Here is a 21,685-nt window from a genome sequence, read left to right as displayed (position 1 = left end):
TTAATAACTATCTCTACTAATTATTCCAAGTTAGCATTAGGAAATTGAAAACATCCAGTCAGCACTTTACAAACTAGACAAATTTTTCCCAATTTCAGTAGGTAAAGTATGGACAAAGAGAGGAAGAAGAATATCAAAAACGACTTCAAGAATTTAAAAATCCTTAGACTCTAAACTCTTTTGAGAATATCCAGTATCTTTAACTAGTTTCATATTTTCATATCTGTATTGACAAGTAAGTTTATTCTCACAGGAATTGTGATTCTTTCATTTATCGCAGGCTCTACAATGACTGGAATTATGGCAGATGCTTCTGAGAAACCAAATGGGCAACCATTTCAGGCATTATGGGATGCAATAGGCTTGTTAGATGATAGAATTTTAGGATTAGAGGATAAGCGATTTTCAGAATTTACAGGTAGTGTGCTAGTAATTGACAATAGAGCAAGTAATGTGTTAACTGTGGAGTGCAATAGTGATTATCCTTACTATCAATATGATAGTAAATTTATCAGACCAACTTCATCTATCCCACTTGTCGAAATATCAAATGATGTAGATTGGGATGGAGACAAGATGGTATCAAATACAAACTATGTTGCATATGGTCGAGATATGGGAGTTTCAAAATCCATTATTTGTTCTAATCTACCATAGAATTTTACAATAACCTACAGATCTTTAACCTAATTTTCATTACTTATTCATGTATCAAATCAAAGCTGTAAAAAATGGCGTACCTGTTATTCTGTTTAGAAAGACAAATAATCAATCAATTACAGATTGGTTAGAGTGAGTACAAGTGAGGATAATTTTGTATTGCCTCACCGTTGTTTTGTTCGTAAAGGTGAGTCAGTGAGGATAGTGAGGATACATTTCTTTTTTGAGAGAAATGATATGTATGATTACTAAGAATTAGTCAATTTTAACCGATGCGTTAATCAATGATTGGTTGGGAATCTATTTTGTTGAAATCCCTCTTTATTACTGGAACTGATACTGATGTTGGAAAAACATACATCACTGCAGGACTGGCAGTTTCATTTCAAAAAATGGGTGTTGATGTAGGCGTAATGAAACCATTTGCAGCAGGCTTTGCTCAGAAAAAAGGTTACAAATCTGAAGATGTTGAAATTTTATTGCGCGCTGCAAATGCACTTGATCCTGAAAATCTAGTCAATCCTCAATTCTTTCCAATTCCTGCATCTCCATTTACTGCATGGAAGAATCTAAAAACAAAACCAAAAATTCCTTTAATTATTTCTAGTTTTAAAAAATTATCAAAACTTCATGACATGATACTAGTTGAGGGAATGGGTGGGATAATGACTCCGATTCTCAAAGAATATTATGTGACAAATTTGATCAAAGACATGAAAATTCCAACAGTAATTGTAACTAGAAGCAAAGTTGGTACAATCAATCATACTATTATGACAGTTAAGATGTGTGAAAAATACAAAATTCCTGTAAAAGGAATCATAATTAATAATTTTGATAGCGGCTACCCTGTAAACGAACTGACCCGGGATTTGAAGAGTCTTACACAAGTTCCAGTTTTAGGCTCCATTCCTTTCATCAATGATATGAGTAATGCATCTTTAAGCAAAATTTTTCAAAAGAATCTTGATCTAAAATTATTGTTAAAATAGATTTTCATATTCGTAAAATCTTGAATTTATTTGAGCCGCCTACATTGCTGAATTTAGCTATTTCAAATACAATTTTTGAAAATGTATTGTTTTCTTTAGATAGTATGAATGATTTTCTTCCTACAGGAATATTCTCTGATAAAACTATCCAAATATTCTCTTTTTCTGTTTGAATTTTTTCTAGTTGGAGTATTTTATCATTAATTACCTTGGGATCTGATGATTTTGGTATACAAATTAACAATGTTTTCTTTGGATCTTTTTCCAAAGTTTTAATGTCTGGAACTACTATGTCGATCTCAATTCCATCATATTCTATTTTTCTTTGACTTGTAATCAATGCATTTGTTAGAAGATAATGCAGTAATCCTGTAGCTAAAATTCCGACTGATTCATCTTTTTTACCCATTGAAATTATTTTGTCATAACAATTTGCTGTCACATTCTCAATAATTTCATCAAACTTTTTTTCGCTTATTAGATTGGGAATAATTTCTGATTTTGTAATATATTCAAATAAATAATCCTTGATTGGATTTGATCCTTCTTCCATTATTCGTTATAGATATAACGTCGTTCGCCTCTGGATTCTTTCTCAGTGTCTACATGTACTAGAACAAACTCTTTCTTTGAATGAACCATGGATTCTTCTGGGGATAATTTATTTTCATGTAATTCTTCATATTCCTCCCATGTCAATTGCCTTCTTTCACCAATCTCTGCTTCTAAATTCATGTTCTTTACAATTTCTTTGTATTCTGGTTGTACAACACCGCTGAACACCATTGCACTACTTCCACTACCATAAGAGCCAAACCCTATTCTTTTTCCTTCTAAATCAATTCCTTTTTGATATTCAAATTCTAAACTACTTCTAAATCCAAGATATAGAGATGCAGTATACAAGTTACCAATCATGCTTGATGCAATAAGCGAACTGGATAATTTGGACTCGTACACTTCTTGATAAGCTTGAGTCTTTGTAAATAATTTTGTAAATTCATGATCTTTTGCCATAAATTCTTCATCTCCTAACACTGATTCAATTGTACCGCGTGGATCTTTTGGTCTTGGTTCTTCAATTCCTATTTCTTGCAATATTTTCTTCCATCTTGGTAATTGCCTCCACTCATGTCTAACTAAATATGCCAGAGCTTTCTTTCCCATGTTGCTATATGGCAAGTGCATGTTGATGTAATCCATATGGTCTAGAATTGTTTCCCCTGGTTCTATTTTGATTAATCCTGTTGAAATCACTTTTTTCTTATATGCTTCAAGTGCTTTTCTCACCTGAATCATGTATAGCAAATTGGAATATTGTCCATGAACTATCGGTGTTTCTTTTCCAAAAGGTCTGTAAAAATCATATTCGTCTTTAATTGATGTTGATGTTACTTTAGGATCAAATGCTAATAATCTTGGGTCATCATTCAATAACATGACTACTGCACCTGCACCCTGAGTCATTTCACCACTAGAACCCATGTCGTATTTTGCAATATCTGACACTACTACTAGTGCATGCTTTCCTTCTGCTTCTCCTGCTCTAATCCAATTTGTATTATCATAAAGAGCATATGAACCACTTACACAAGCAAATTTGGTTTCCACTCCCCCACAATGCTCAAATGCTCCTTGACCATAAACTTGCTCCAGCATGCCAATTACATATGAGTTCATTGCTTTTGATTCATCAAATGCAGATTCTGTTGAGACATATAGCCTACCGATATCTTCTGGTGAAAGTTTATTTTTTTGCATAATTCGCAAACATGCATTTGCTGCAAGACATGCAGGATCTTGATTAGCATCTACAATTGCCATTTGAGAAACTCCTAAACCTTTTTGTAATTTTACTGGGTCTAGACCTCTATTTTTTGCAAAATCAGATGCATCAATATACAATCTTGGAATGTATATTGCGATGTCGTCTATACCTGCTGCCATAAGCTTGGCTCCGAGTTTGTACATTTAAGGATATTGGGTATATTCTAAATAACTAGGAAGGAAATTTCTGTACTTTTTTTGACAAATTACGAGTGGTCTGATCGCAAGAATCTATTTTTTCAATTCATTCTCAAAAACTTTTTCAAATGTCTCAAAAGGCTGTGCTCCAAACAGTCTTGTTGTTTTTCCATCAGGCCCGATCACAAAAAATGCTGGTGTTCCAGTTAATTCCAGACTCCTTGCATCTTCATTACTTGCAAGTATTGTTTGTGAATGTAATCCCTCCAACATACATTCAGACCATTTGTCCATATCTAGTCCTATCTCTTGTGCAAATTTTCCAAGATTCTCAGATGATGCCCATCCATTATTTTCTCCTGTCCAATTAGAATACAAAATATCATGATATTCCCAAAACAAACCTTGGTCGTTGGCACAGTGAGCACCATGAGATGCATTAACTGAATCAGGACCAATGATGTTATAGTCTTTGAATATCATTTTTACTTTTCCTGTTTCAACATACTTTTCCATAATGTCATTTTCTGTTGAATGGAAGAAAACATTACAAAAATGACATTGATAATCTCCAAATTCAATTAAAGTGATTGGTGCGTTAGGATTTCCAAGTATGGGGGAGCCATTATCTACAAATGTGTTGATTGTAATTTTTGCAGGTCCTACTTGTTGAACTTTGGGTGCAGGCTCGATAACCAGTTCTTTTTCATTTGATATTCCATCAAACCCTAAAAATACCACAAATATTGCAATTGATGCAATTCCAGCTCCTATGACAAGAGAAGGTCCATGAATCATTACATTTTGCGTATCACTAGTTTCTATAAACTATTCTTCTTCTCTTTCTTTGGTGTTTCTTTAGCTGGAGCCTCTTTCTTTGGTGTTTCTTTAGCTGGAGCCTCTTTCTTTGGTGTTTCTTTAGCTGGAGCCTCTTTCTTTGGTGTTTCTTTAGCTGGAGCCTCTTTCTTTTTTACTTTCTCACGTGCATCTTTTCTTTGTTTTTCTCTTTCTTCTTCTAACCCGTCATCATCATTTTCTGAAATTTCTTTTACTTCATTAAGAGATTCTGTTAATTCTGCTTCAAAAATTGACTCAACAACATTAATTGAATCTAATTTTTCAGTCATTGACTCAAAACTTAATTTTGATTCAAACTCCGAAACAACTTCCTCTGAATTTATCAATGATGAGACGATATCTTCGTTTAATCCAATTTCATTTGTATTGAATTGTATTAATTCAAAATCTGTTACCTTTTCGCCATTTTTTAATGAAAATATCTGCCCTTGTTTACTTTGTTTTTCTCTTTTTTCTAGAATTTTTTCAATGTTTGTCTTTATCACTTTTAATTTTTCTTTAGATTCATCATCATTTGTTTGACCTATCACCCTATCAATTGCAGGTATTGCTATGTCCCATCTTTTTGAATCTATAATTTCCTTGATCGCAATTTTATGATGGATTTTTTGTATTTTATTCCCATTGGTTTCCTTGACAAGTTTTATTCCTATTTGATTTAATAGTGCCTGATATTCTTTTTTGGATTTTGTTTCTTTTACTGCATTTTCGATTAATTCTTTTTCTGTTTTTTCTGTATTCTGCTGTGATTCGTTTACTTCAAAAATTGATTTATTTTTAAATACTTCTGAAACAAGTTTTTTCTCTTGTATTGTTAGTCCTTTTTCTTTTTGGTATTCTTTAATTTCTTTTTTATATTCATTAAACACTTTTGTATATTCATTTGAAAGATGTTTGTACATCATGTCGATATATTCATCATTGCCGTCATTCAGATTGTTAATGTCTAATAACATATTTTTTATTTGATTAACTTCAAACGAAATTTTACTCATTGCATATTCATCAAATTTTGTATTATCTTTATTCAAATTAGATAGTTTTTCATCTACTTGAATTATTTTTTCTATAACTATCTGGTCTTCAATCGCATATGCTTCTTGGTAACCATACATGGATGTTGCCATAATGGAACCTATTATCAGTGCAAATGATGTTAATTGTAAATATTTCATTTTACAATAATATTACACACTTGTTTCCCATATTCAAGATGGTAATCTGTTGTTTTGAATAGATCCATTTAGGAAAAATTTTCTATATCCTGGAGTTTTATTGGAATCAAAAATCACTTTATTTTTTATCCATAATGGAACTTGTTATGTTGGAAAAAATTCCATATAGGATCATTTCAATTTGGGATGACTCATGTTTTTTTAAAAACAGTTTATACGATTAGTTGGATATCTCTGTTTTTAAAAATACTTTTGTGAAATATTACTTGTATGTCATATCGTTACAAACACTATGATGAAAGAAATTACAGCTATTGTAATTGATATTTTCATAAATGAAGACATGTTGTGTGGATAGCCTGTCCTATTAATTATGGTTTTACCGTTACTATAATTTTGGCAAGTTTCCTGTTTTATCCAAATTAGATTTGCATACCTTACAATAAAGCCTAACTTCCTTTGATGGAAATTCTGAACCGCAATTTTTACAAGTATAAAATTTCTCATCATTCATAAAAGATCTTAAATCATTATGAACTTAAGAGTATTGATTGGTTTAATGGGTTTCATCTTCCAGGTCTTCTAAATCCTGGTTTAATATTACAATTTGACACTGATGATTTTTGAAATTTTTTACCTCTTGTATCATTATTTGATCTTTTAGAATCCTCTTCTTCAATTATGAAAACTTTTTTTGTTGATTTTGATGTTTTTTTATTTTTTAATGGGATGATGTTTGTTGAAGAGATTTTTTCTTTTCTTTTCTTTTTTGGTTTTTCATCATCATTTGGATTTTTTTTGGTCCATTTGATATTGTTTGCATTTGATGATGACTGCGCTTTGTTATAATCTCCCAATGATTTAACCATGATGATTTATTCTTGATTGTTAACTTAAGAGTATTGATATGACTGATTTTATTTTCTATTTGCATCCACTTTGTCTTTGATCATTTGCATACAATCATGACAAATTATTGATTCTTCAGTCATCTTACATATTATCTCATTATTTTGAAATTCTGAATCATATGTAGCTGCTATCACTATTTTATTACTCCACACCTCAAAATCTTCTTTCTTTTTTGAACATGCTAAACAATTCATGAATTTTCTAAATTTTATATCCACTTAAGCGTGTTTATTGTCAAACTAATCTAAATAAATGGGTTAGACATATCGATTTCATGAAGAATGTTTTTGTTAACGGATATGGTTCTATTGGCAGTAGAATTGTTTCTTTTTTGAAAGATGATCCTGAAATTACCGTGGTAGGAGTTGGAAAATATTCTCCTGATGAAAAAGTTCAAGAAGCAATATCTAAAGGGTTAGATGTTTATGTCCCAGAATCAAAATTAGATGATTTTTCAAATTATAAAATTTCAGGCTCTATTGAATCTGCATTGGATAAATCTGATTTAGTTATAGATGCTGCTCCTGGGGGCCATGGTTACAAAAACAAAAAGAATCTATATGAACCAAAAAATATCTCTGCAATTTATCAAGGCGGTGAATCCACAATGGGTTCTGAAGCAGTTTCTGATTTGTTATTTAATTCTCGTGCAAACTATGATCAAGCATTAGGGAAACATCATGTCATGCAAGGAAGTTGCAATGTTACGGGCATGGGTAGAATTTTAGAACCTCTTCGTGATAAATTCGGTGATCAATTAGTAAGATTTGATGTGACTCTAGTTAGACGTTGGGCAGATATTGAACAAACCGAGAAAAAACTATCTGATACAATTGAAATGACTGAGAAACCTCATCATGGGGATGACGTAAAACTCTATTTTGGAAAAGATGCACCCCTATACGTACGTGCAATCAAAGTTCCCACCAGACAAATGCATTTGCACATTATGGATATTAGATTTAACGGAACTGCTCCAAAACCCTCTGAAATTCATGATATCTTTACAAATGAATTTGGTGTTGCAACCCTATGGACTGCAAAGGGGACTAAAGATGTAAGGGATTATGCTCAGAACATGGGCTTTAACTTTACAGATACTAACATGATCCACATTCATGCAAACATGACTACCTCTATTGGTGACACTGTGCAAATGATGTATTCTGATGATCAAACAGGCATTGTAATTCCTGAAAACCATATGTTAATGCAAGCAATGTTATTTGGAAAATCCTATTCTGAATCATTTGCACATACAGAATCCATCTTTCACATGAAAGAGAAAAAAGAAAAATTACAAAAACATTTTGCTAAATAGTTTTACTGTTTAATTCGCTCTATTCTTATTTTCACTGGAAGATTTTTTACAACCTTCTCCACAATTATTCTTAGTTTTCCTAATTCTAATTTGTCTCCTTCTTGAGGTATGTCTTGTAATTTTTCATGCAATAATCCGTTTAGCGTACTATAGTCATCTCCCTCTGGCAATTCTGATTTGAAAATCTCGTTGATATCTTCGATTTCAATATCTCCTGTTGTGATTATTGTATCTTTATCTATAGAGTGATATTTTGTTGATTCCGGTAAATCTGTTTCATCTTCAATGTCTCCAAGAATCTCTTCAATCAGATCTTCTAATGTCACTAATCCTTCTACTCCCCCATGCTCGTCTATTACTATTGCCATGTGTGTTTTTCTTCCTTTCATTTCTCTTAACAGTGAGGTAACCATTTTTTCTTGTGAAACAAATACAGGATTTCTTGAAATTTGTTGTAATGTTTTCATCTTGTTGTCTGATTCAAGCTCTCTTAACACATCTCTTACATGAATGAATCCTACAATGTCATCATGGGTTTCACCATAAATAGGAATTCTAGAATGTGAGTTTTGATTAATAATTGGAAGTGCCTCAAACAATAACATTTTTGCAGGAAGCGTCTGCATTTTCATTCTAGGAGTCATCACAGCACGAATTACTGTATCATCAAATTCCAATGCCCTATGCAACAAATCGCGTTCATGTGATTCTAATGCTTCATCTCTATGTCCTTGATCAATTATACCTCTGATTTCATTTTCTGTTAATGCTGGTGGATGGTAGTCGCTTCCAGTGATTTTGATCATCACTCGTGTAATTCTCTCCAATGTCCAAACAATTGGATACATTGCATAACTAAACATCAATAAAATTCCGCTTGAGCGTAGTGCAACTTTAGTGGCATTAGCATTACAATATGTTTTTGGAGTAACTTCCCCAAAAATGATAATCAAAAAAGTCATAATTCCTACGGCAATACCTAATCCACTGTCTCCAAATAATTTTATTGCGACTACAGTTGCCAATGCGGATGAACCTATGTTTACTAAATTATTTCCAAGATTTACAGCTGACATCATCCAACCTGGATTTGATTTGAGTTTTTGAAGTGCTTTGGATCCTCTTCTTTTTTCTTTAAGCAATTGCTCTACAGTAGCTTGAGTGGTTCCTACCAATGATACTTCTAATCCACTAAAAAAACCTGAAAGTCCTATTAATGCTGCTAATGCACTAAGCTCCAACCATAATTCTACCAAGATATGACCCTCATGAAATTTTTAAATTTACATATATTACTCATTTAGTTTTTTTGCACCATCTTTTGGTTGCAATATTTCTACAAACCTTGGATTTAACTCTTAACTTGTTAAAATCAATCTTTTTTAAATTAATTGTATGATTGAGGCTAATTTTTTGGAGGGATTGCAAATCTGTTTTCTGGATTTCTGTGATAGTCTACTGGTATCATTGCATCCTTTTGTCTTCCAGTGAGAATTCCTACTACTATGTCGTCTTTTTTAATTATTTCTTCATCAGTTAATTTTTTAATTCCTACAACTGATGCCCCTGATGCCATTTCACAATCAAAACCATTCAAACCTACAACTGACATACCATCTAGCATCTCAGAATCTGAAACTGTTGTAGCTACTCCATTTGTAAATTCTAAAGCTCGTAGACCTTTTAAGATATTTGCAGGTCTTCCAATCTGAATTGCTGTTGCTTTAGTTTTTGGTTTTAATCCTTCTTTATCCAAATGATCATAATATCTGGAAATTAACTCGGTATTTGGATTCCCTTTGTTCCATCTAAGTTCTTCTCCTTCAAATTTCCCGTTATACAAATCAGATAATGTACTTGCACCTTCTGAATTAATTACTGCAATTCTTGGAATTTTTTTAATCCATCCCCATTCATATAATTCCATTAGTGCTTTACCACAACTTGATGTATTTCCTAAAGCTCCTCCAGGATAAACAATCCAATCGGGAGATTCCCAATCTAAATACTCTAATGCTCTAAACGGAATTGTTTTTTGCCCTTCGATTCTAAACGGATTAATTGAGTTAACTGTATATCCATCATGATTTTGTGCATCATCTAATGATTGTTTTAATGCATCATCAAAATTTCCATCAACCTCTACAATTTGTGCTCCAAATTGATATGCTTGACTAAGCTTTCCTGGAGCAATTTGACCTGCAGGAATATACACATCACAATTCATTCCTTCATTTGCTGCAAACATTCCTGCTGATGCAGAAGTGTTTCCTGTAGATGCACAAACAATTTTTTTTGCACCAATCATTTTTGCATGAGTCACAGCTGTTGCCATACCATTATCTTTGAATGACCCACTAGGATTGTATCCTTCAGGCTGTAACCACAAATTATTATTTGAAATTCCAATGAATTCGGCAGCTTTTGACATGTGATATGGTTTTGATTGCCTGCCTTCTGCCCCGTCAAGAGATACTAGATATTTTGAACATTCCTCCAAATTCTCAGTATCTATTTGGCAAAAGTTTAGTAAATCTCTAAATCTCCAAACTCCACTTTCATTGAAAATGCTGCCTTCTGAATTTCTTCTTTCGTAAAATACTTCTTTGAGAGACGACGATGGTTTGTTTTTGTATTTTACGTCTAACATGTGTCCTTTCTCACATTGAACATTTGTATTTCCAATGGGGTATTCTAATCCGCATTGTGGATCAACACATTTTAGATAAGCATCGCCTTGCATCGTAATTACAGATAATCGGTGATAATTTAAAGGAAATCATGTAAAAATTGTTCAAGTTAAGGTATTTTTGCTAAACTTTAGATTAGATGGAATTTACTTGTAATCATGGTTTCTTACGGGGAACATTTGAAAAAGATTCTTTTACAAACTCTAGAATCATACAATTTTCTAAGGGAAATACAAGACAATCCTGGGGATTTAGATGTCATTAAGAAAGAACTGCTAAAAATTAACGGATTCGTTAAAGTGATGACAAACAATGTTGATGAGTACAAAATCCCTCTATCTGATTTTAAAAAATTAAAGTCTAAACTAAATCATTATTTAGAAAACTACTCCTTTGAACAAGAGATTGAAACTATGGCTTCGTTATATTCTGATGATGCTTACAGAATAAAAAACATGAGATTTAAAATAATTGAAGCCTTGGAAGATAAAAAAATGATTCAAAGCATGGAGGATTTGGTAAATCAACTATGACTAATGACAAAAAATGTATGATTTGTGGATGTCGTGATCATAAAATTTTTGGATGTAATAGACATGCAGCAAAAAAATGCAGTTGCTATAATAATGGAAATTAACTTTGAAATATTATTTTCTTTTAGGACCTGATCTTTCGTGAAAATTCAAACAACATTTACATTCTTTTTGTAAACATTCTGCCTCTTTGTGATGACCACAAATACCGCATTCACAGCTTTTTGACATAATATCCTTTATTCGATTTAGAATATAATTTATCCACCAATTTTTTATGAGTTTAAGGTCAAAATGAGACTATTTTTTAGATTTTGACTTTTTTACAGGTTTACCTTCTAATTCTTTTTTAATTTCTTCTGCTTTATTGTCTACTGCCTTGATTATTTCTTGTATTATGCCATCCAAATCACTATCTTCTGCCTCTGGTTCTACAGTACTTGCAATTTCATTGATCGTGGTAGATATTTCAGAGCTTACATCTTCAAAACTTTCAGGATCCTCATATGCCGCATTGTATAGATTTTTTAGGTTATTTACATGACCTATTACTTGTTCTGTTATCACAATTTTGTAATCTGTTCCATTGACGTCAAATTCTTTTGAACTCATAATGTTTTTTCAATATCTTTTGTTTATAATGTTTTCAGGTAAAAATTAATCATGCTGTATGTAATTTATGTTCTAAAATACTATGTAATCCAGTGCTGAAGCGTCACTGATCAATCTAGTGTGCTTTGAACCTACTATGTAGCCATTTTTGATATCTTCTGCAGGTATCCATCTATTTGTGGAAGTATAATGACGTTTTTCTGCCAATTCTCTTTCTATGGCTTCAATATCAAATTCAGCTTCTTCCACCTGTTGAGTGGTCAAGTGTTTTATAGTAACCAGAATTTTTGTTACTTTAACACGATCTCCAAACTTCCATTTTAATACAGGATTTTCATCAGACACTTCTAGCACTTTGATCTTCATTTGTTTTTTACCAAATGCATCATGGCTGATCAAAACTCTTTCATCAGTAAATTCTTCAAAACTTATTCTTGAATTAACTTCTGCATCTGAGACTGTCTCCAATAGAGATTCGGTAATCTTTTCAGACGATTCGGTATTGGCTCTTTCTTCAGACATACTATTGCTTTACATCTTATCCTTAATAACGATTTGAAGAAATAGTCTAGTTAGGCACTAGTTCGTTGCTTTGTCTTAAATGGCATTTTACATTCTTGTAGTGAAATCTCTTCTCTGACTCCATTAATCTTTGCAAAAAATTTGCCTTCATATGTGCAAACACAATCTGTTATATCTAGAGATTCATCCCAAATTTTGAAATATTCTCGTAGTTCTCTTCCTTCATACTCTCCAACCCCTATTCGTTTTTTTGATAAAAATTTGAATGCCAACAAAACATGTCGTTTTTTGTAAATATCAAATGTTTTAATCCATTCCAGACAACGCTCAATTTGATCTGCCGGAACTGGCAATGATGTACTAGTTCCAGACTTTGCCTCAATAGTGAATATGCTACTATTTTCAGTATTTACGGCTAAAACATCTGGCAATGCAATACTGGGGGATCCTAGCCTAAATGCTTTCCAATCCTTTGTACTGTTGAATCTTTTTACAATGGTATCTTCCCATTGATATCCTCTCTGTCTGCGCGTTCTTGCTGCTTTTTGATTATTTAGTATGGATTTTTCAGTGTTTTTTTGTTTTGTAATGGTTATTGATTCTAATTTTTTTCTCACTGGCATTTTATTCTCCTTTTAGATATAGTAAAGTAGGTAATTATACAATACCCGTTGAAATTAGTTATGTTATCTGTTTTTTATTAATGATAAAGATGATTTTGAACTCTTTTGAAAAGGAACAATAGGCTTAAGTTTTAGATGCATTAGGAAAAAACTTGTAGTTATTTGAAAGATAATTTCCTGACAAAAAAAACTCTGTTGTTGTTATTGAGTGGTGTTGGATTGGTTTTGTTTTGGAGAGGGATTTGGGAAGTGTCTTCAAACTACTTTTCAGAACATGTCAGTCTAATTTTGGGGTTGATAATTTTAATTGCAGTTGCAACCTATGAAAGAAGACAAATCTTTCAGTTTTTTGGTGCCGGAAAGTAGAAGACAGGCAATCACATAAATTCATCTGAAAATCAATAGGATTTTAGACAAATCCTTTGATTCGAAATATTCCTGATTTTGTGGGATCTTATGTTTAAATTTGGAGATGCAAATTGGAGTTGTATCTATTCAGATAGATACTGACAGTTGCAATTTACATAATTTTTTTTAACCTTTTAAAATCTAAAAAATCATGGAATCATCAAATGATTTGATAATTGAAAAGCTTCTAGAACAACGAGATTTGAATTTGAATATGTTAAAACATTTAGATTTTGAATTGATAATGGGTCCTACTGAAAAAGAAGTATGCAATATCAAAATGTTGCAAAATGATACAATTGAAGAATTAAAAAAAATTGAACAAGAAATTGCTTTTTTGACATCTGAAAAATTATAAAATCCAATGAGTTTATCAAACCCAAATAAAGTAAAACATTATGCAAGAACTTGTAAAAAATCTAGTTCGTATCAAACAGATTTTTGCAAAAGGATATGGGGGTAATTCTCACATTCAGGAGGTAATTCCAACTAAAATTTCAGATAAATTTCCAATAGATGTAGATATTTTGAACAATCTTCATGATTTTGCACTTAAAAATCCAATTTATCATAATCACTATGAACAAGAGATAGATGGAATTTCTTGTACTGTTTACGAGGGAGATATTAACGATTATTGGTTAAACAGCATAAAACACGGTTCAAGCTGTCAGCCATTTTATCCGACATGGATAATGTCTGCATTTGTTATGGTTCAGATGGCAAAGCAGTTGGGTTATTCTGAATTGGTGGATATTGGTTCAGGAGATGGACGAATAGCATTCTGTGGAAATATTTTAGAGTTAAATTCTCATAGTATTGAAATTGATGAAGTATTAGTTGAATTACAAAACACCATTTGCAAATCTACAAAACAAAATTTCAATCCTGTATGTCACGACGCATTAGAATTTGATTATTCTTCACTACATCTCAAAAAACCCATATTTTTTATTGGAGGACTTGCTCAAATGGGAGGAGATGTTTTAGCTACAAGTATTATCGATAAAATAAATTCAATTACTAATCTAAAAAACGATACAGGAATTGTGTTTGCAGGAACGAATACAAAACGCCAATTATCTGGTAATTTGGGAAATGGCGGTTGGAGTTCATTAATTGAAAGACATGATCTGAAAGTGGTTGATACTGTATCATTACCTACAATTTGGACATTTGATCAAGATGTTGAAACTCCGTACATATACACTGAATTCAAATAATCTCGAAAAAATAATTTCCATCATGAATTCCACATCTTGATATTTGTACTGATTGTCCTGTCTCTGGGACTGTGGGGGTTTTTGCCATTATTCTGATTGCATTTTCAAATTCAACCAAACAGAAATACTCATCATTTTGACGTGAAAATTCTATGATTTTACCCACAAACGTTCCTTCTTTTAGAAAGACTCTTCCAAAACAATGGTTGCAAAATTCTGATGGGGGCCACACAGTTTTTTTGCATTCTGTACATTCTGGAATGCAAAATATCCCTTCATTTAGTTTTGATTCAAAATTCATGTTTCTAAAATTAATACTGTTGATGATGTAGCTGCAGCTGACATGTTGTGGACTAGCCCTGATTTAGGATTGTCAACTTGTCTTTTACCTGTAATTCCTTGCAGTTGCTGTGTAATTTCAATTGTTTGTGCTATTCCAGTTGCACCTAGTGGATGTCCTGAACCAATTAACCCTCCTCGTGGATTTATTTTATAATTATCTGTACCGTGTAATTCATTAATTATTTGCATCCCGTTACCTTCCTCTGAAAATCCCATAGATTCTAATGCCATAGGTTCACATACAGAAAACGCATCATGGACTTCTGCAACATCTATGTCTTTGATATTTTTGTTTGACATTTTCAGTGCTGTTTGACTTGCCATCTTGGTTGATTCCATTGAAGTAAATGAACTATTTTTAGTAAAACCTGCAGATATTGTTTTTTGACCAATTCCTGTAATCCACACAGGTTTATCTGTAAGTTGTTTTGTTTTTTTCTCAGATGCTAAAATTATGGATGCACTTCCTGTACAAGGCCTTGAACAATCCAATAATCTGAGATCTTCTGTAAGTTTTTTAGAATTTATCACATCATTAACCGTGTATGTTTTCTTTGATAGAGCATTTGGATTTTCTTGTGCCTGTTTATGATTTTTTACAGAAACAATTGCTAATTGTTCATCTGAAATTGAAAATTTTCGTTTGTAAGATTTAGAAAATATGGATGCCCAAAATATAGGATGTTTGTATTCTCCACGAGAGTTATCCCATTCTAATATCTGTCCTGGACTATCATATCTTTCTGCACCCGAAATTAATACCATATCTGCAAGACCTGATGCAATGTAAGAATATGCTGATACGATGGAATTAGTACCTGAATTACAGAGACTCTCAATTGTGTGGGAGATCTTGGGCTGAATGCCTGACATTTCTGAAAGGATTGGAGACAAATATTTTGAATTGTTATTTGTAGACACTAGCACTGCATCTATCTCATTTTTGTTGATTTCAGAATTGTTTCTAAAAATCTCTTTTGTAGAATCTAGTAAAACTGATTCAATTTTTTTATCTCCCTTAGAGAAGGGTGTTATACCATACCCTGCAATACCAACTTTGTTCATATCAATCATCCAAAAATGTTTTTTTAAATAATTTAAAAGAACTCATTGTTTCTCCAATGGGATTAAATTGTAAAATAGGTTGTTCAATTCCTGCATCAATAAAATTTGTCAATTGCACTTTACATTGTTCAGGGGTTCCAGATATCGCTAGAGATTCAAGCATTGAATCAGTTACTAATTCATGATTTGATTTGAACCCTGACTTTTGAAATTCTTCAAAAATATTAGATGTTTCGTTTTGGAATCCATTTTTTGCTAAAAATTCTCTATAAATATTTCCTACAGAAATGTAAAATGCTACAGTCTTTTTTGCACGTTTTACTGCTTCTTCTGAATCTTCTGAAACACAAGTGATTAACTGACATGTGACATCAATTTTTTTCTTTGATTGCATTTTTGCAATTGTTTGTTTCATTTCATTTAGTGGTCTTAGATAAAAAATTACACCATCGCCTATATCCCATGTTAAATTCACCATTTTTTCATTTATGCCTGCAAGATAGATTGGGATTTTCTTTCTTTGTGGCTTGATAAGCAATGTAAAGTTTTTTAATTTGAAAATTTTTCCATCATAATTTACTGGTTCTCCAGATGTAACAAGACGAATTATTTCTACATATTCCCTCATTCTTTGTATTGGTTTTTCAAATTTGTAACCATGAAATGATTCTACAATCGGCATGCTGCTGGTTCCAAGCCCTATGATCAGCCTCCCACTAGACAGGGTATCTGTTGTGGCAGCACCCATAGCAATAGTAGATGGACTCCTAGAATAGATGTTGATAATTGATGAACCTATTTTTTGCGTGGTGGTTCTTGCTGAAACTGCACCCAACATGGAAAAATTCTCCATTCCCCAAGTTTCAGGCACCCAAATGGCATCAGTATTTGTTTTTGAGATTACTTCTGAGCACTGTAGCACCTCATCTATTGATAGTAGTGAGCCCAAACTGCATGCAATACGCATGAAATGCGTATGTCTTTTGGATATTCTAGTGTATCTGTTTTAGTAATAGGTTAATTTTGATTGAGGCGGAAGATTATCAGATCAGAACATAAACTATATCATTGAGTCAACAAACATTCTCAGAAAAACAGGAGAAAAAGACGACCTTTTGGGATTATGCAACTAAATATGCTTCTGTAAGTAAAGACGAATCTTTCGTAGAGGAGTTGGCGTATTGTATGGTTACCTTACACCGTACAGGCGCATAATTTGTAATTTTATTTAATTATTTTATCTATTTCTAAAGCACATTCTTCCATGTCTTTGAAAGAATCTACCGAATACCACTTCGCATTTTTGAATTTCACAGTGTTTAGGATTCCTTTTTTTGCATAATCTGGAAATACTGTTTTCTCAATATCTCCTTTGTTTGGAAGGTCTTTTAGAACTTCTTTTTTTAAATGGTAAATTCCTGCATTCATCCATGTATTCGAAATTTCTTTTTTCTCTCTAAAATTTAGTATCTTGTCATTATCTGTATCTAAAATTCCATATTTTGTTCTTAATTCAATTGCTGCAATTGCGTTTTCCTTTGTTGCAAGTTTTTTTAAATCAATGTTAGTTATCGTGTCTCCATTTATCACAAAAAATGATTTTTCATTAAACATATTTCCTGCTGTTTTAATTGCACCTCCTGTTCCTAAAGGTGATTTTTCTATTGAGAATTTTATTTTGATTCCTAAATCTTTCATGTTTAAATGATTTTCAATCATCTCCTGTTTGTATCCTGTACAAACAATAGCTTCAGTAATTCCAAATTTTTTTAAATATTTTAATTGCCATTCAATTATTGGAATATTTTTGATTGGAATTAGAGGTTTTGGAACATAATCTGTAATCGGTCTTAGTCTTTTACCTCTACCTCCAGCTAAAATAATTGCTTTCATCTAACTGGTTGTATTTTTTTCAGGTTTTATATTTTCAGAATTTACAAGATCTTCCATCTTTTTTGCAAATTCATTGTAGATCTTTTCAAGATCTTTTAATGGCATCTCGATTCCCAATAATTTCATAGTTTTGTTCCATGATTCAATATATTTTTCATCATCAAGACCTTTTCCCAATGTTTCAGCTATAGAATGAACTCCCTCTGTTTTACCTAAAGCGTAAATTGCAATGTCTTTATCAGTTAACATAACATCATTCACTCTCAGTCAAGTAGTAATGTAATTCAGTATAACACTCTACACAATATTCTGCAAAATCAGTATGATCACAGTCGTAGACTTTATTCACATTATTTTCACATTTTGCACAAGTTGGCATAATGTAATTCCTCTAAGATTTTTTTATCTTAATTGCACCTAATGCAATTTGGAAAATTGCTGGAGCAAATAACATTATAGGATTTCTTTCTACACCTTCTGGTGCAGGAGTTCCTACCATTGCAAGGCCTCCAATCAGGATTAAAACACCTGAAACTATAATCAATCCTCCTAATTTTTTTGATGGTTTTTTAAAAGACATGAAAAATGCGATTGTTGGTAAAATAATTGCTGGACCTCCTAGTCCTGCACCTCTTTGCATATCATCTAAGGGTAAAAATCCATCACCGTTTTCACTTCCCATAGTAACGGCGACATCTGCACCATACAAAGCAAGTAATCCGATAGATATTGCTGTAATTATGATGGATGTTTTTAGAAGCATGATTGGATTTGCTATTTACAACTAATAAATCTAATTAGAAGATTTAACTACTATTTTTGGCATCAATATCTGCAGCTTATTCAATAGATCATGAATTGATTCATTATTCATTCCAATAATGTTGACATGTCCTAGTTTTCTCAAAGGCTTTGAAATTTTCTTACCGTACATTTTCAAAAAGACTCCGGATTCAGATATCTCTAGAGGGAGATATTCTCCGGTAAACCCATCACCCCCCAAAATATTGTACATGATGGAATTGTGTTTTAATTTGGTACTTCCTAGTTCCATTCCAAGAATTGCTCTTAGATGTTGCTCAAATTGAGATGTTTCACTAGATTGCAGTGTATGGTGTCCAGAATTGTGAACCCTGGGAGCTATTTCATTAATCATTACTTCATCATTTTTAGTTACAAACATTTCAATGCCAAATATTCCTGCCCCTTTTAACACCGACATTGTTTTTTCAGCTATTTTTTCTGCCTTTTCTGAAATGTTTTTAGAAACTCTAGCAGGAGCTATTGTTTCTCTTAGGATATTTTCTTTATGAATATTTTCAACTAATGGATATGTCTTGATTTGTCCTTTAGTGTTTCGAGATGCAATTACTGAAACTTCCATGGTAAATGGCACGAATTTTTCCAAAAGTAGTGGTTGACCTTTGAAATAATCGTATGCTGTTTGGATTTTGTCTTCAGAATCAATTTTAAAATTACCTCTACCATCATATGCATCTCTACGTGCTTTTAGCATTGCAGGGATGCCGAATTTTTTCAATCCTGTTTTAACATCTTCAATATTTTTTATTTCAATAAATTCTGGAACAGGTATATTATTTTCTAGTAAAAATGATTTTTGTAAAAATTTATCTTGAATAATTTTCAATGTCTCAGGCGAAGGATTAATTTCCGCTTTATCCTCAACAGATTTTAAAACATCACTGTCTCCAGACTCTATTTCATAAGTAATGATGTCTGATTTGTTTGCAAGTTCAATGATTGCTTCTTTGTCTTTAAAATCTCCAATAATTTGTCTGGCTCCAACCTGTGCTGCGGGGCAATTCTCTGTAGGATCCAACACAATTATCTCAGAAATCTCATCAGGCATTTTTTTTGCAGCTTCTGTGATCATCATACCTAATTGACCTCCACCAATAATTCCAAGAATCTTTGACATTGTAATTTGGTATTTTTTGGATTAAAAATATCTAATGTTAGTACAAATAATTTATCAAATTTTTCATAATAGAATTGTTAATTACTCGCTAGTTTTTCCTAATATTATGGCTTATTCTAAAAAACCGCTAGTCGGAATTATCATGGGATCTAGCTCAGATAGTAGAATTATGCAAGCAGCAGCTGAAATTTTAGATGAATATAAAATTAAACATGAAGATCAAATTGTATCTGCACATAGAACTCCTGCCAGATTATCAGAATATGCTAAACATGCTGAAAAAATGGGATTTAAAATAATAATTGCAGGTGCAGGTGGAGCTGCGCATTTACCTGGAATGATTGCATCTCATACAACAATCCCTGTCATTGGTGTTCCAATACTTGTATACAATGATAAACACCCAAAAAAAACAGATACGACAAAATTTTCTGCGTTTGGGGGATTGGATTCATTATTGTCTATTACCGAAATGCCTTCAGGATCTCCTGTTGTTGCTGTAGGTATTAACAAAGCAGGAAATGCAGGGATTTATGCAATGAAGATGCTTGCAAACGAATTTCCAGATTTAAAAAAGAAATTAAAGCAACACAAATCCAATCAACATAATTCAGTTATGAAAGAATCTAATCAGTTAAAGAAACAAGGTCTTTCAAAATTTGCCAAAAGCAAATTTAAGTAAATTATGTTAATAATGTGAATTGAATATTTTTTTCTTTTAGTGCATCAATTAACAATTGAGCTTGCTCTCTACCTTGTGTTTCTAGACTTAATGTCACCCCTGCAGAACCTGCACTGATGGCAGAACTGAGTCTGTCATGAACTACCTCTACAATGTTAGCATTTGCCAAAGTAATTTCATCTACAATTTCTTTGAATGCACCTGGCCTGTCAGGCAATAAAATAGATAATTTGAGCAGGCGCCCCATTCCGGCAAGACCTTTGTCCACTATTTGTCCTAGCAGATACATGTCTACATTTCCTCCTGCCAAAACTGCTACTACCTTTTTTCCAATTGCCGGTTTTTTTGATATTAGATATGCTAAACTTGAAGCACCTGCAGGCTCTACTACAAATTTCATTCTCTCCATCAATAGAAACATTGCTTTGGTGATTTCTACATCATCAACTAGAACTATTTCATCGATGAGTTCTTTGATGATTGAAAATGTTAGTTGTCCTGGAACTTTTACCGAAATGCCGTCTGCTATGGTCCTTTCTCCCCCGCTAGCGGTAATTGATCCTTGTTTCACTGAATCATACATTGCTGGAAATGATTTTGATTGAACTCCTATGACTTTGATTTGAGGATTACTTTCTTTTATTGCAATTAATATTCCTGCTGCCAGTCCTCCTCCTCCTATGGGAAGATAAATTTCATCTACATCTGATAATTCATCTAAAATCTCAAGACCAATCACACCTTGTGCTGCTATGACTTGAGGATCATCAAATGCATGTATCATTGTAGCCCCTGTCTCTTTTGCTATTTCTTTTGCTTTGGACGATGATTCATCATAGTTTACTCCTTCCAAAATTACTTTGGCGCCATACCCTCTTGTTGCTGCAACTTTAGCTGGTGATGCATTTTTTGGCATTACAATGGTACAAGGTATTTTCTCTAACGCTGATGCAAATGCAACTCCTTGCGCATGATTTCCTGCTGATGCTGCAACAACGCCGTGTTTTTTTTCTTCATCTGATAATGATTTGATTTTAAAATATGCCCCTCTAATTTTAAAAGAACCTGTCTTTTGTTGAAATTCTGCTTTTAGGTAGATTTCCGAACCCGTCATCTCACTAAATGTTGGAGAATGAATAAGTGGTGTTTTCCTTATTTCGTGACCTCGTAAGGAATTTGCTGCAAGTATGTCATCATATGATGGATTCATTGGAAATGTTGCTATTGATTTACTGTATTTGACTTCTTCTATACAAAATTTGCATCTTTA

At 32.6% G+C, this 21,685-nt stretch carries 28 protein-coding genes; 7 read left to right on the top strand and 21 right to left on the bottom strand.

The features are described from left to right. Positions 1–228: 228 nt before the first annotated feature. Together ACW9XA_RS05675 and bioD are read left to right on the top strand one after the other, a co-directional pair. Positions 229–657 carry a hypothetical protein gene (locus ACW9XA_RS05675; RefSeq protein WP_457763406.1) on the top strand — a complete coding sequence of 143 codons (429 nt, stop codon included), beginning with the start codon at positions 229–231 and terminating at the stop codon, positions 655–657. Between the two features lie 311 nt (positions 658–968). Beyond that, a complete protein-coding gene (bioD, locus tag ACW9XA_RS05670; protein ID WP_457763411.1) occupies positions 969–1,652 on the top strand; it encodes a dethiobiotin synthase in 684 nt (227 codons plus the stop codon). Between the two features lie 4 nt (positions 1,653–1,656). Here bioD and ACW9XA_RS05665 read toward each other — a convergent pair whose 3' ends face one another. From ACW9XA_RS05665 to ACW9XA_RS05640, 6 genes are all read right to left on the bottom strand, one after another. Beyond that, positions 1,657–2,205: a hypothetical protein gene (locus tag ACW9XA_RS05665; RefSeq protein ID WP_457763405.1), complete on the bottom strand. Its 549-nt coding sequence runs from the start codon at positions 2,203–2,205 to the stop codon at positions 1,657–1,659. After that, the gene (locus ACW9XA_RS05660) at positions 2,205–3,599 is read right to left on the bottom strand and encodes a hydroxymethylglutaryl-CoA synthase family protein (protein WP_457763404.1); all 1,395 of its coding nucleotides are present in this window, start codon (positions 3,597–3,599) and stop codon (positions 2,205–2,207) included. Before ACW9XA_RS05660 ends, ACW9XA_RS05665 begins: the two co-directional genes overlap by 1 nt. Before the next feature lie 111 nt (positions 3,600–3,710). Beyond that, positions 3,711–4,415 (bottom strand): DsbA family protein, encoded by a 705-nt coding sequence (locus ACW9XA_RS05655; RefSeq protein ID WP_457763403.1) that lies wholly within the window; start codon positions 4,413–4,415, stop codon positions 3,711–3,713. 23 nt (positions 4,416–4,438) lie between these two features. After that, positions 4,439–5,650 carry a hypothetical protein gene (locus tag ACW9XA_RS05650; RefSeq protein ID WP_457763402.1) on the bottom strand — a complete coding sequence of 404 codons (1,212 nt, stop codon included), beginning with the start codon at positions 5,648–5,650 and terminating at the stop codon, positions 4,439–4,441. Between the two features lie 566 nt (positions 5,651–6,216). Next, complete coding sequence (locus ACW9XA_RS05645; protein ID WP_457763401.1) at positions 6,217–6,519, bottom strand: hypothetical protein; 303 nt, start codon at positions 6,517–6,519, stop codon at positions 6,217–6,219. A 48-nt stretch (positions 6,520–6,567) separates the two neighbouring features. Further along, complete coding sequence (locus ACW9XA_RS05640; RefSeq protein WP_457763400.1) at positions 6,568–6,756, bottom strand: hypothetical protein; 189 nt, start codon at positions 6,754–6,756, stop codon at positions 6,568–6,570. 80 nt (positions 6,757–6,836) lie between these two features. Here ACW9XA_RS05640 and ACW9XA_RS05635 point away from each other — a divergent pair, with 80 nt between their 5' ends. Then, positions 6,837–7,883, top strand: a complete 1,047-nt coding sequence (locus tag ACW9XA_RS05635) for a type II glyceraldehyde-3-phosphate dehydrogenase (protein WP_457763399.1) — start codon at positions 6,837–6,839, stop codon at positions 7,881–7,883. A gap of 2 nt (positions 7,884–7,885) precedes the next feature. On the opposite strand, the gene ACW9XA_RS05630 is transcribed toward ACW9XA_RS05635, so the two are convergent. Next, on the bottom strand, positions 7,886–9,139 hold the full coding sequence (locus tag ACW9XA_RS05630) for a hemolysin family protein (RefSeq protein WP_457763398.1): 1,254 nt from the start codon (positions 9,137–9,139) through the stop codon (positions 7,886–7,888). 149 nt (positions 9,140–9,288) lie between these two features. Then, positions 9,289–10,626: a threonine synthase gene (gene thrC, locus ACW9XA_RS05625; RefSeq protein ID WP_457763397.1), complete on the bottom strand. Its 1,338-nt coding sequence runs from the start codon at positions 10,624–10,626 to the stop codon at positions 9,289–9,291. 105 nt (positions 10,627–10,731) lie between these two features. On the opposite strand from thrC, the gene ACW9XA_RS05620 reads away from it, so the two are divergent. Beyond that, positions 10,732–11,106 (top strand): hypothetical protein, encoded by a 375-nt coding sequence (locus ACW9XA_RS05620; RefSeq protein WP_457763396.1) that lies wholly within the window; start codon positions 10,732–10,734, stop codon positions 11,104–11,106. Between the two features lie 300 nt (positions 11,107–11,406). Here ACW9XA_RS05620 and ACW9XA_RS05615 read toward each other — a convergent pair whose 3' ends face one another. The 4 genes from ACW9XA_RS05615 to ACW9XA_RS05600 form a co-directional block, all read right to left on the bottom strand. Further along, entirely contained in the window at positions 11,407–11,718 is a 312-nt protein-coding gene (locus ACW9XA_RS05615; protein ID WP_457763395.1) for a hypothetical protein, read from the bottom strand. A gap of 72 nt (positions 11,719–11,790) precedes the next feature. After that, complete coding sequence (locus ACW9XA_RS05610) at positions 11,791–12,240, bottom strand: hypothetical protein (RefSeq protein WP_457763394.1); 450 nt, start codon at positions 12,238–12,240, stop codon at positions 11,791–11,793. A 50-nt stretch (positions 12,241–12,290) separates the two neighbouring features. After that, positions 12,291–12,863, bottom strand: coding sequence for a resolvase (locus ACW9XA_RS05605; RefSeq protein ID WP_457763393.1), 573 nt, complete (start codon positions 12,861–12,863; stop codon positions 12,291–12,293). 277 nt (positions 12,864–13,140) lie between these two features. Then, a complete protein-coding gene (locus ACW9XA_RS05600) occupies positions 13,141–13,254 on the bottom strand; it encodes a hypothetical protein (protein WP_457763392.1) in 114 nt (37 codons plus the stop codon). A gap of 168 nt (positions 13,255–13,422) precedes the next feature. On the opposite strand from ACW9XA_RS05600, the gene ACW9XA_RS05595 reads away from it, so the two are divergent. Beyond that, positions 13,423–13,629: a hypothetical protein gene (locus ACW9XA_RS05595; RefSeq protein WP_457763391.1), complete on the top strand. Its 207-nt coding sequence runs from the start codon at positions 13,423–13,425 to the stop codon at positions 13,627–13,629. A 40-nt stretch (positions 13,630–13,669) separates the two neighbouring features. Beyond that, a complete protein-coding gene (locus ACW9XA_RS05590; protein WP_457763390.1) occupies positions 13,670–14,494 on the top strand; it encodes a hypothetical protein in 825 nt (274 codons plus the stop codon). Here ACW9XA_RS05590 and ACW9XA_RS05585 read toward each other — a convergent pair. The 8 genes from ACW9XA_RS05585 to ACW9XA_RS05550 form a co-directional block, all read right to left on the bottom strand. After that, entirely contained in the window at positions 14,487–14,795 is a 309-nt protein-coding gene (locus ACW9XA_RS05585; RefSeq protein ID WP_457763389.1) for a zinc ribbon domain-containing protein, read from the bottom strand. The two genes, ACW9XA_RS05590 and ACW9XA_RS05585, sit on opposite strands and share 8 nt — an antisense overlap. After that, positions 14,792–15,901, bottom strand: a complete 1,110-nt coding sequence (locus ACW9XA_RS05580; RefSeq protein ID WP_457763388.1) for a thiolase C-terminal domain-containing protein — start codon at positions 15,899–15,901, stop codon at positions 14,792–14,794. Before ACW9XA_RS05580 ends, ACW9XA_RS05585 begins: the two co-directional genes overlap by 4 nt. A gap of 1 nt (position 15,902) precedes the next feature. After that, a complete protein-coding gene (locus ACW9XA_RS05575) occupies positions 15,903–16,868 on the bottom strand; it encodes an LLM class flavin-dependent oxidoreductase (RefSeq protein WP_457763387.1) in 966 nt (321 codons plus the stop codon). Between the two features lie 257 nt (positions 16,869–17,125). Beyond that, positions 17,126–17,794, bottom strand: coding sequence for a nucleotidyltransferase family protein (locus ACW9XA_RS05570; protein ID WP_457763386.1), 669 nt, complete (start codon positions 17,792–17,794; stop codon positions 17,126–17,128). Further along, positions 17,795–18,043, bottom strand: coding sequence for a hypothetical protein (locus tag ACW9XA_RS05565; protein WP_457763385.1), 249 nt, complete (start codon positions 18,041–18,043; stop codon positions 17,795–17,797). It abuts the gene before it with no gap. Between the two features lie 4 nt (positions 18,044–18,047). Beyond that, entirely contained in the window at positions 18,048–18,173 is a 126-nt protein-coding gene (locus tag ACW9XA_RS05560; protein ID WP_457763384.1) for a hypothetical protein, read from the bottom strand. Positions 18,174–18,185: 12 nt separating this feature from the next. Beyond that, a complete protein-coding gene (locus ACW9XA_RS05555) occupies positions 18,186–18,557 on the bottom strand; it encodes a hypothetical protein (protein ID WP_457763383.1) in 372 nt (123 codons plus the stop codon). A 30-nt stretch (positions 18,558–18,587) separates the two neighbouring features. Next, the gene (locus ACW9XA_RS05550; RefSeq protein WP_457763382.1) at positions 18,588–19,733 is read right to left on the bottom strand and encodes a 5-(carboxyamino)imidazole ribonucleotide synthase; all 1,146 of its coding nucleotides are present in this window, start codon (positions 19,731–19,733) and stop codon (positions 18,588–18,590) included. A gap of 106 nt (positions 19,734–19,839) precedes the next feature. Between ACW9XA_RS05550 and purE the strand changes: the two genes are divergently transcribed. Further along, entirely contained in the window at positions 19,840–20,415 is a 576-nt protein-coding gene (gene purE / locus ACW9XA_RS05545; RefSeq protein ID WP_457763381.1) for a 5-(carboxyamino)imidazole ribonucleotide mutase, read from the top strand. A gap of 1 nt (position 20,416) precedes the next feature. On the opposite strand, the gene ilvA is transcribed toward purE, so the two are convergent. Then, on the bottom strand, positions 20,417–21,625 hold the full coding sequence (gene ilvA, locus ACW9XA_RS05540) for a threonine ammonia-lyase (RefSeq protein ID WP_457763380.1): 1,209 nt from the start codon (positions 21,623–21,625) through the stop codon (positions 20,417–20,419). Positions 21,626–21,685: the final 60 nt, after the last annotated feature.

It is taken from the genome of Candidatus Nitrosopumilus sp. bin_6a (assembly GCF_054095695.1).
This window is presented reverse-complemented; position numbering and strand designations above follow the sequence as displayed.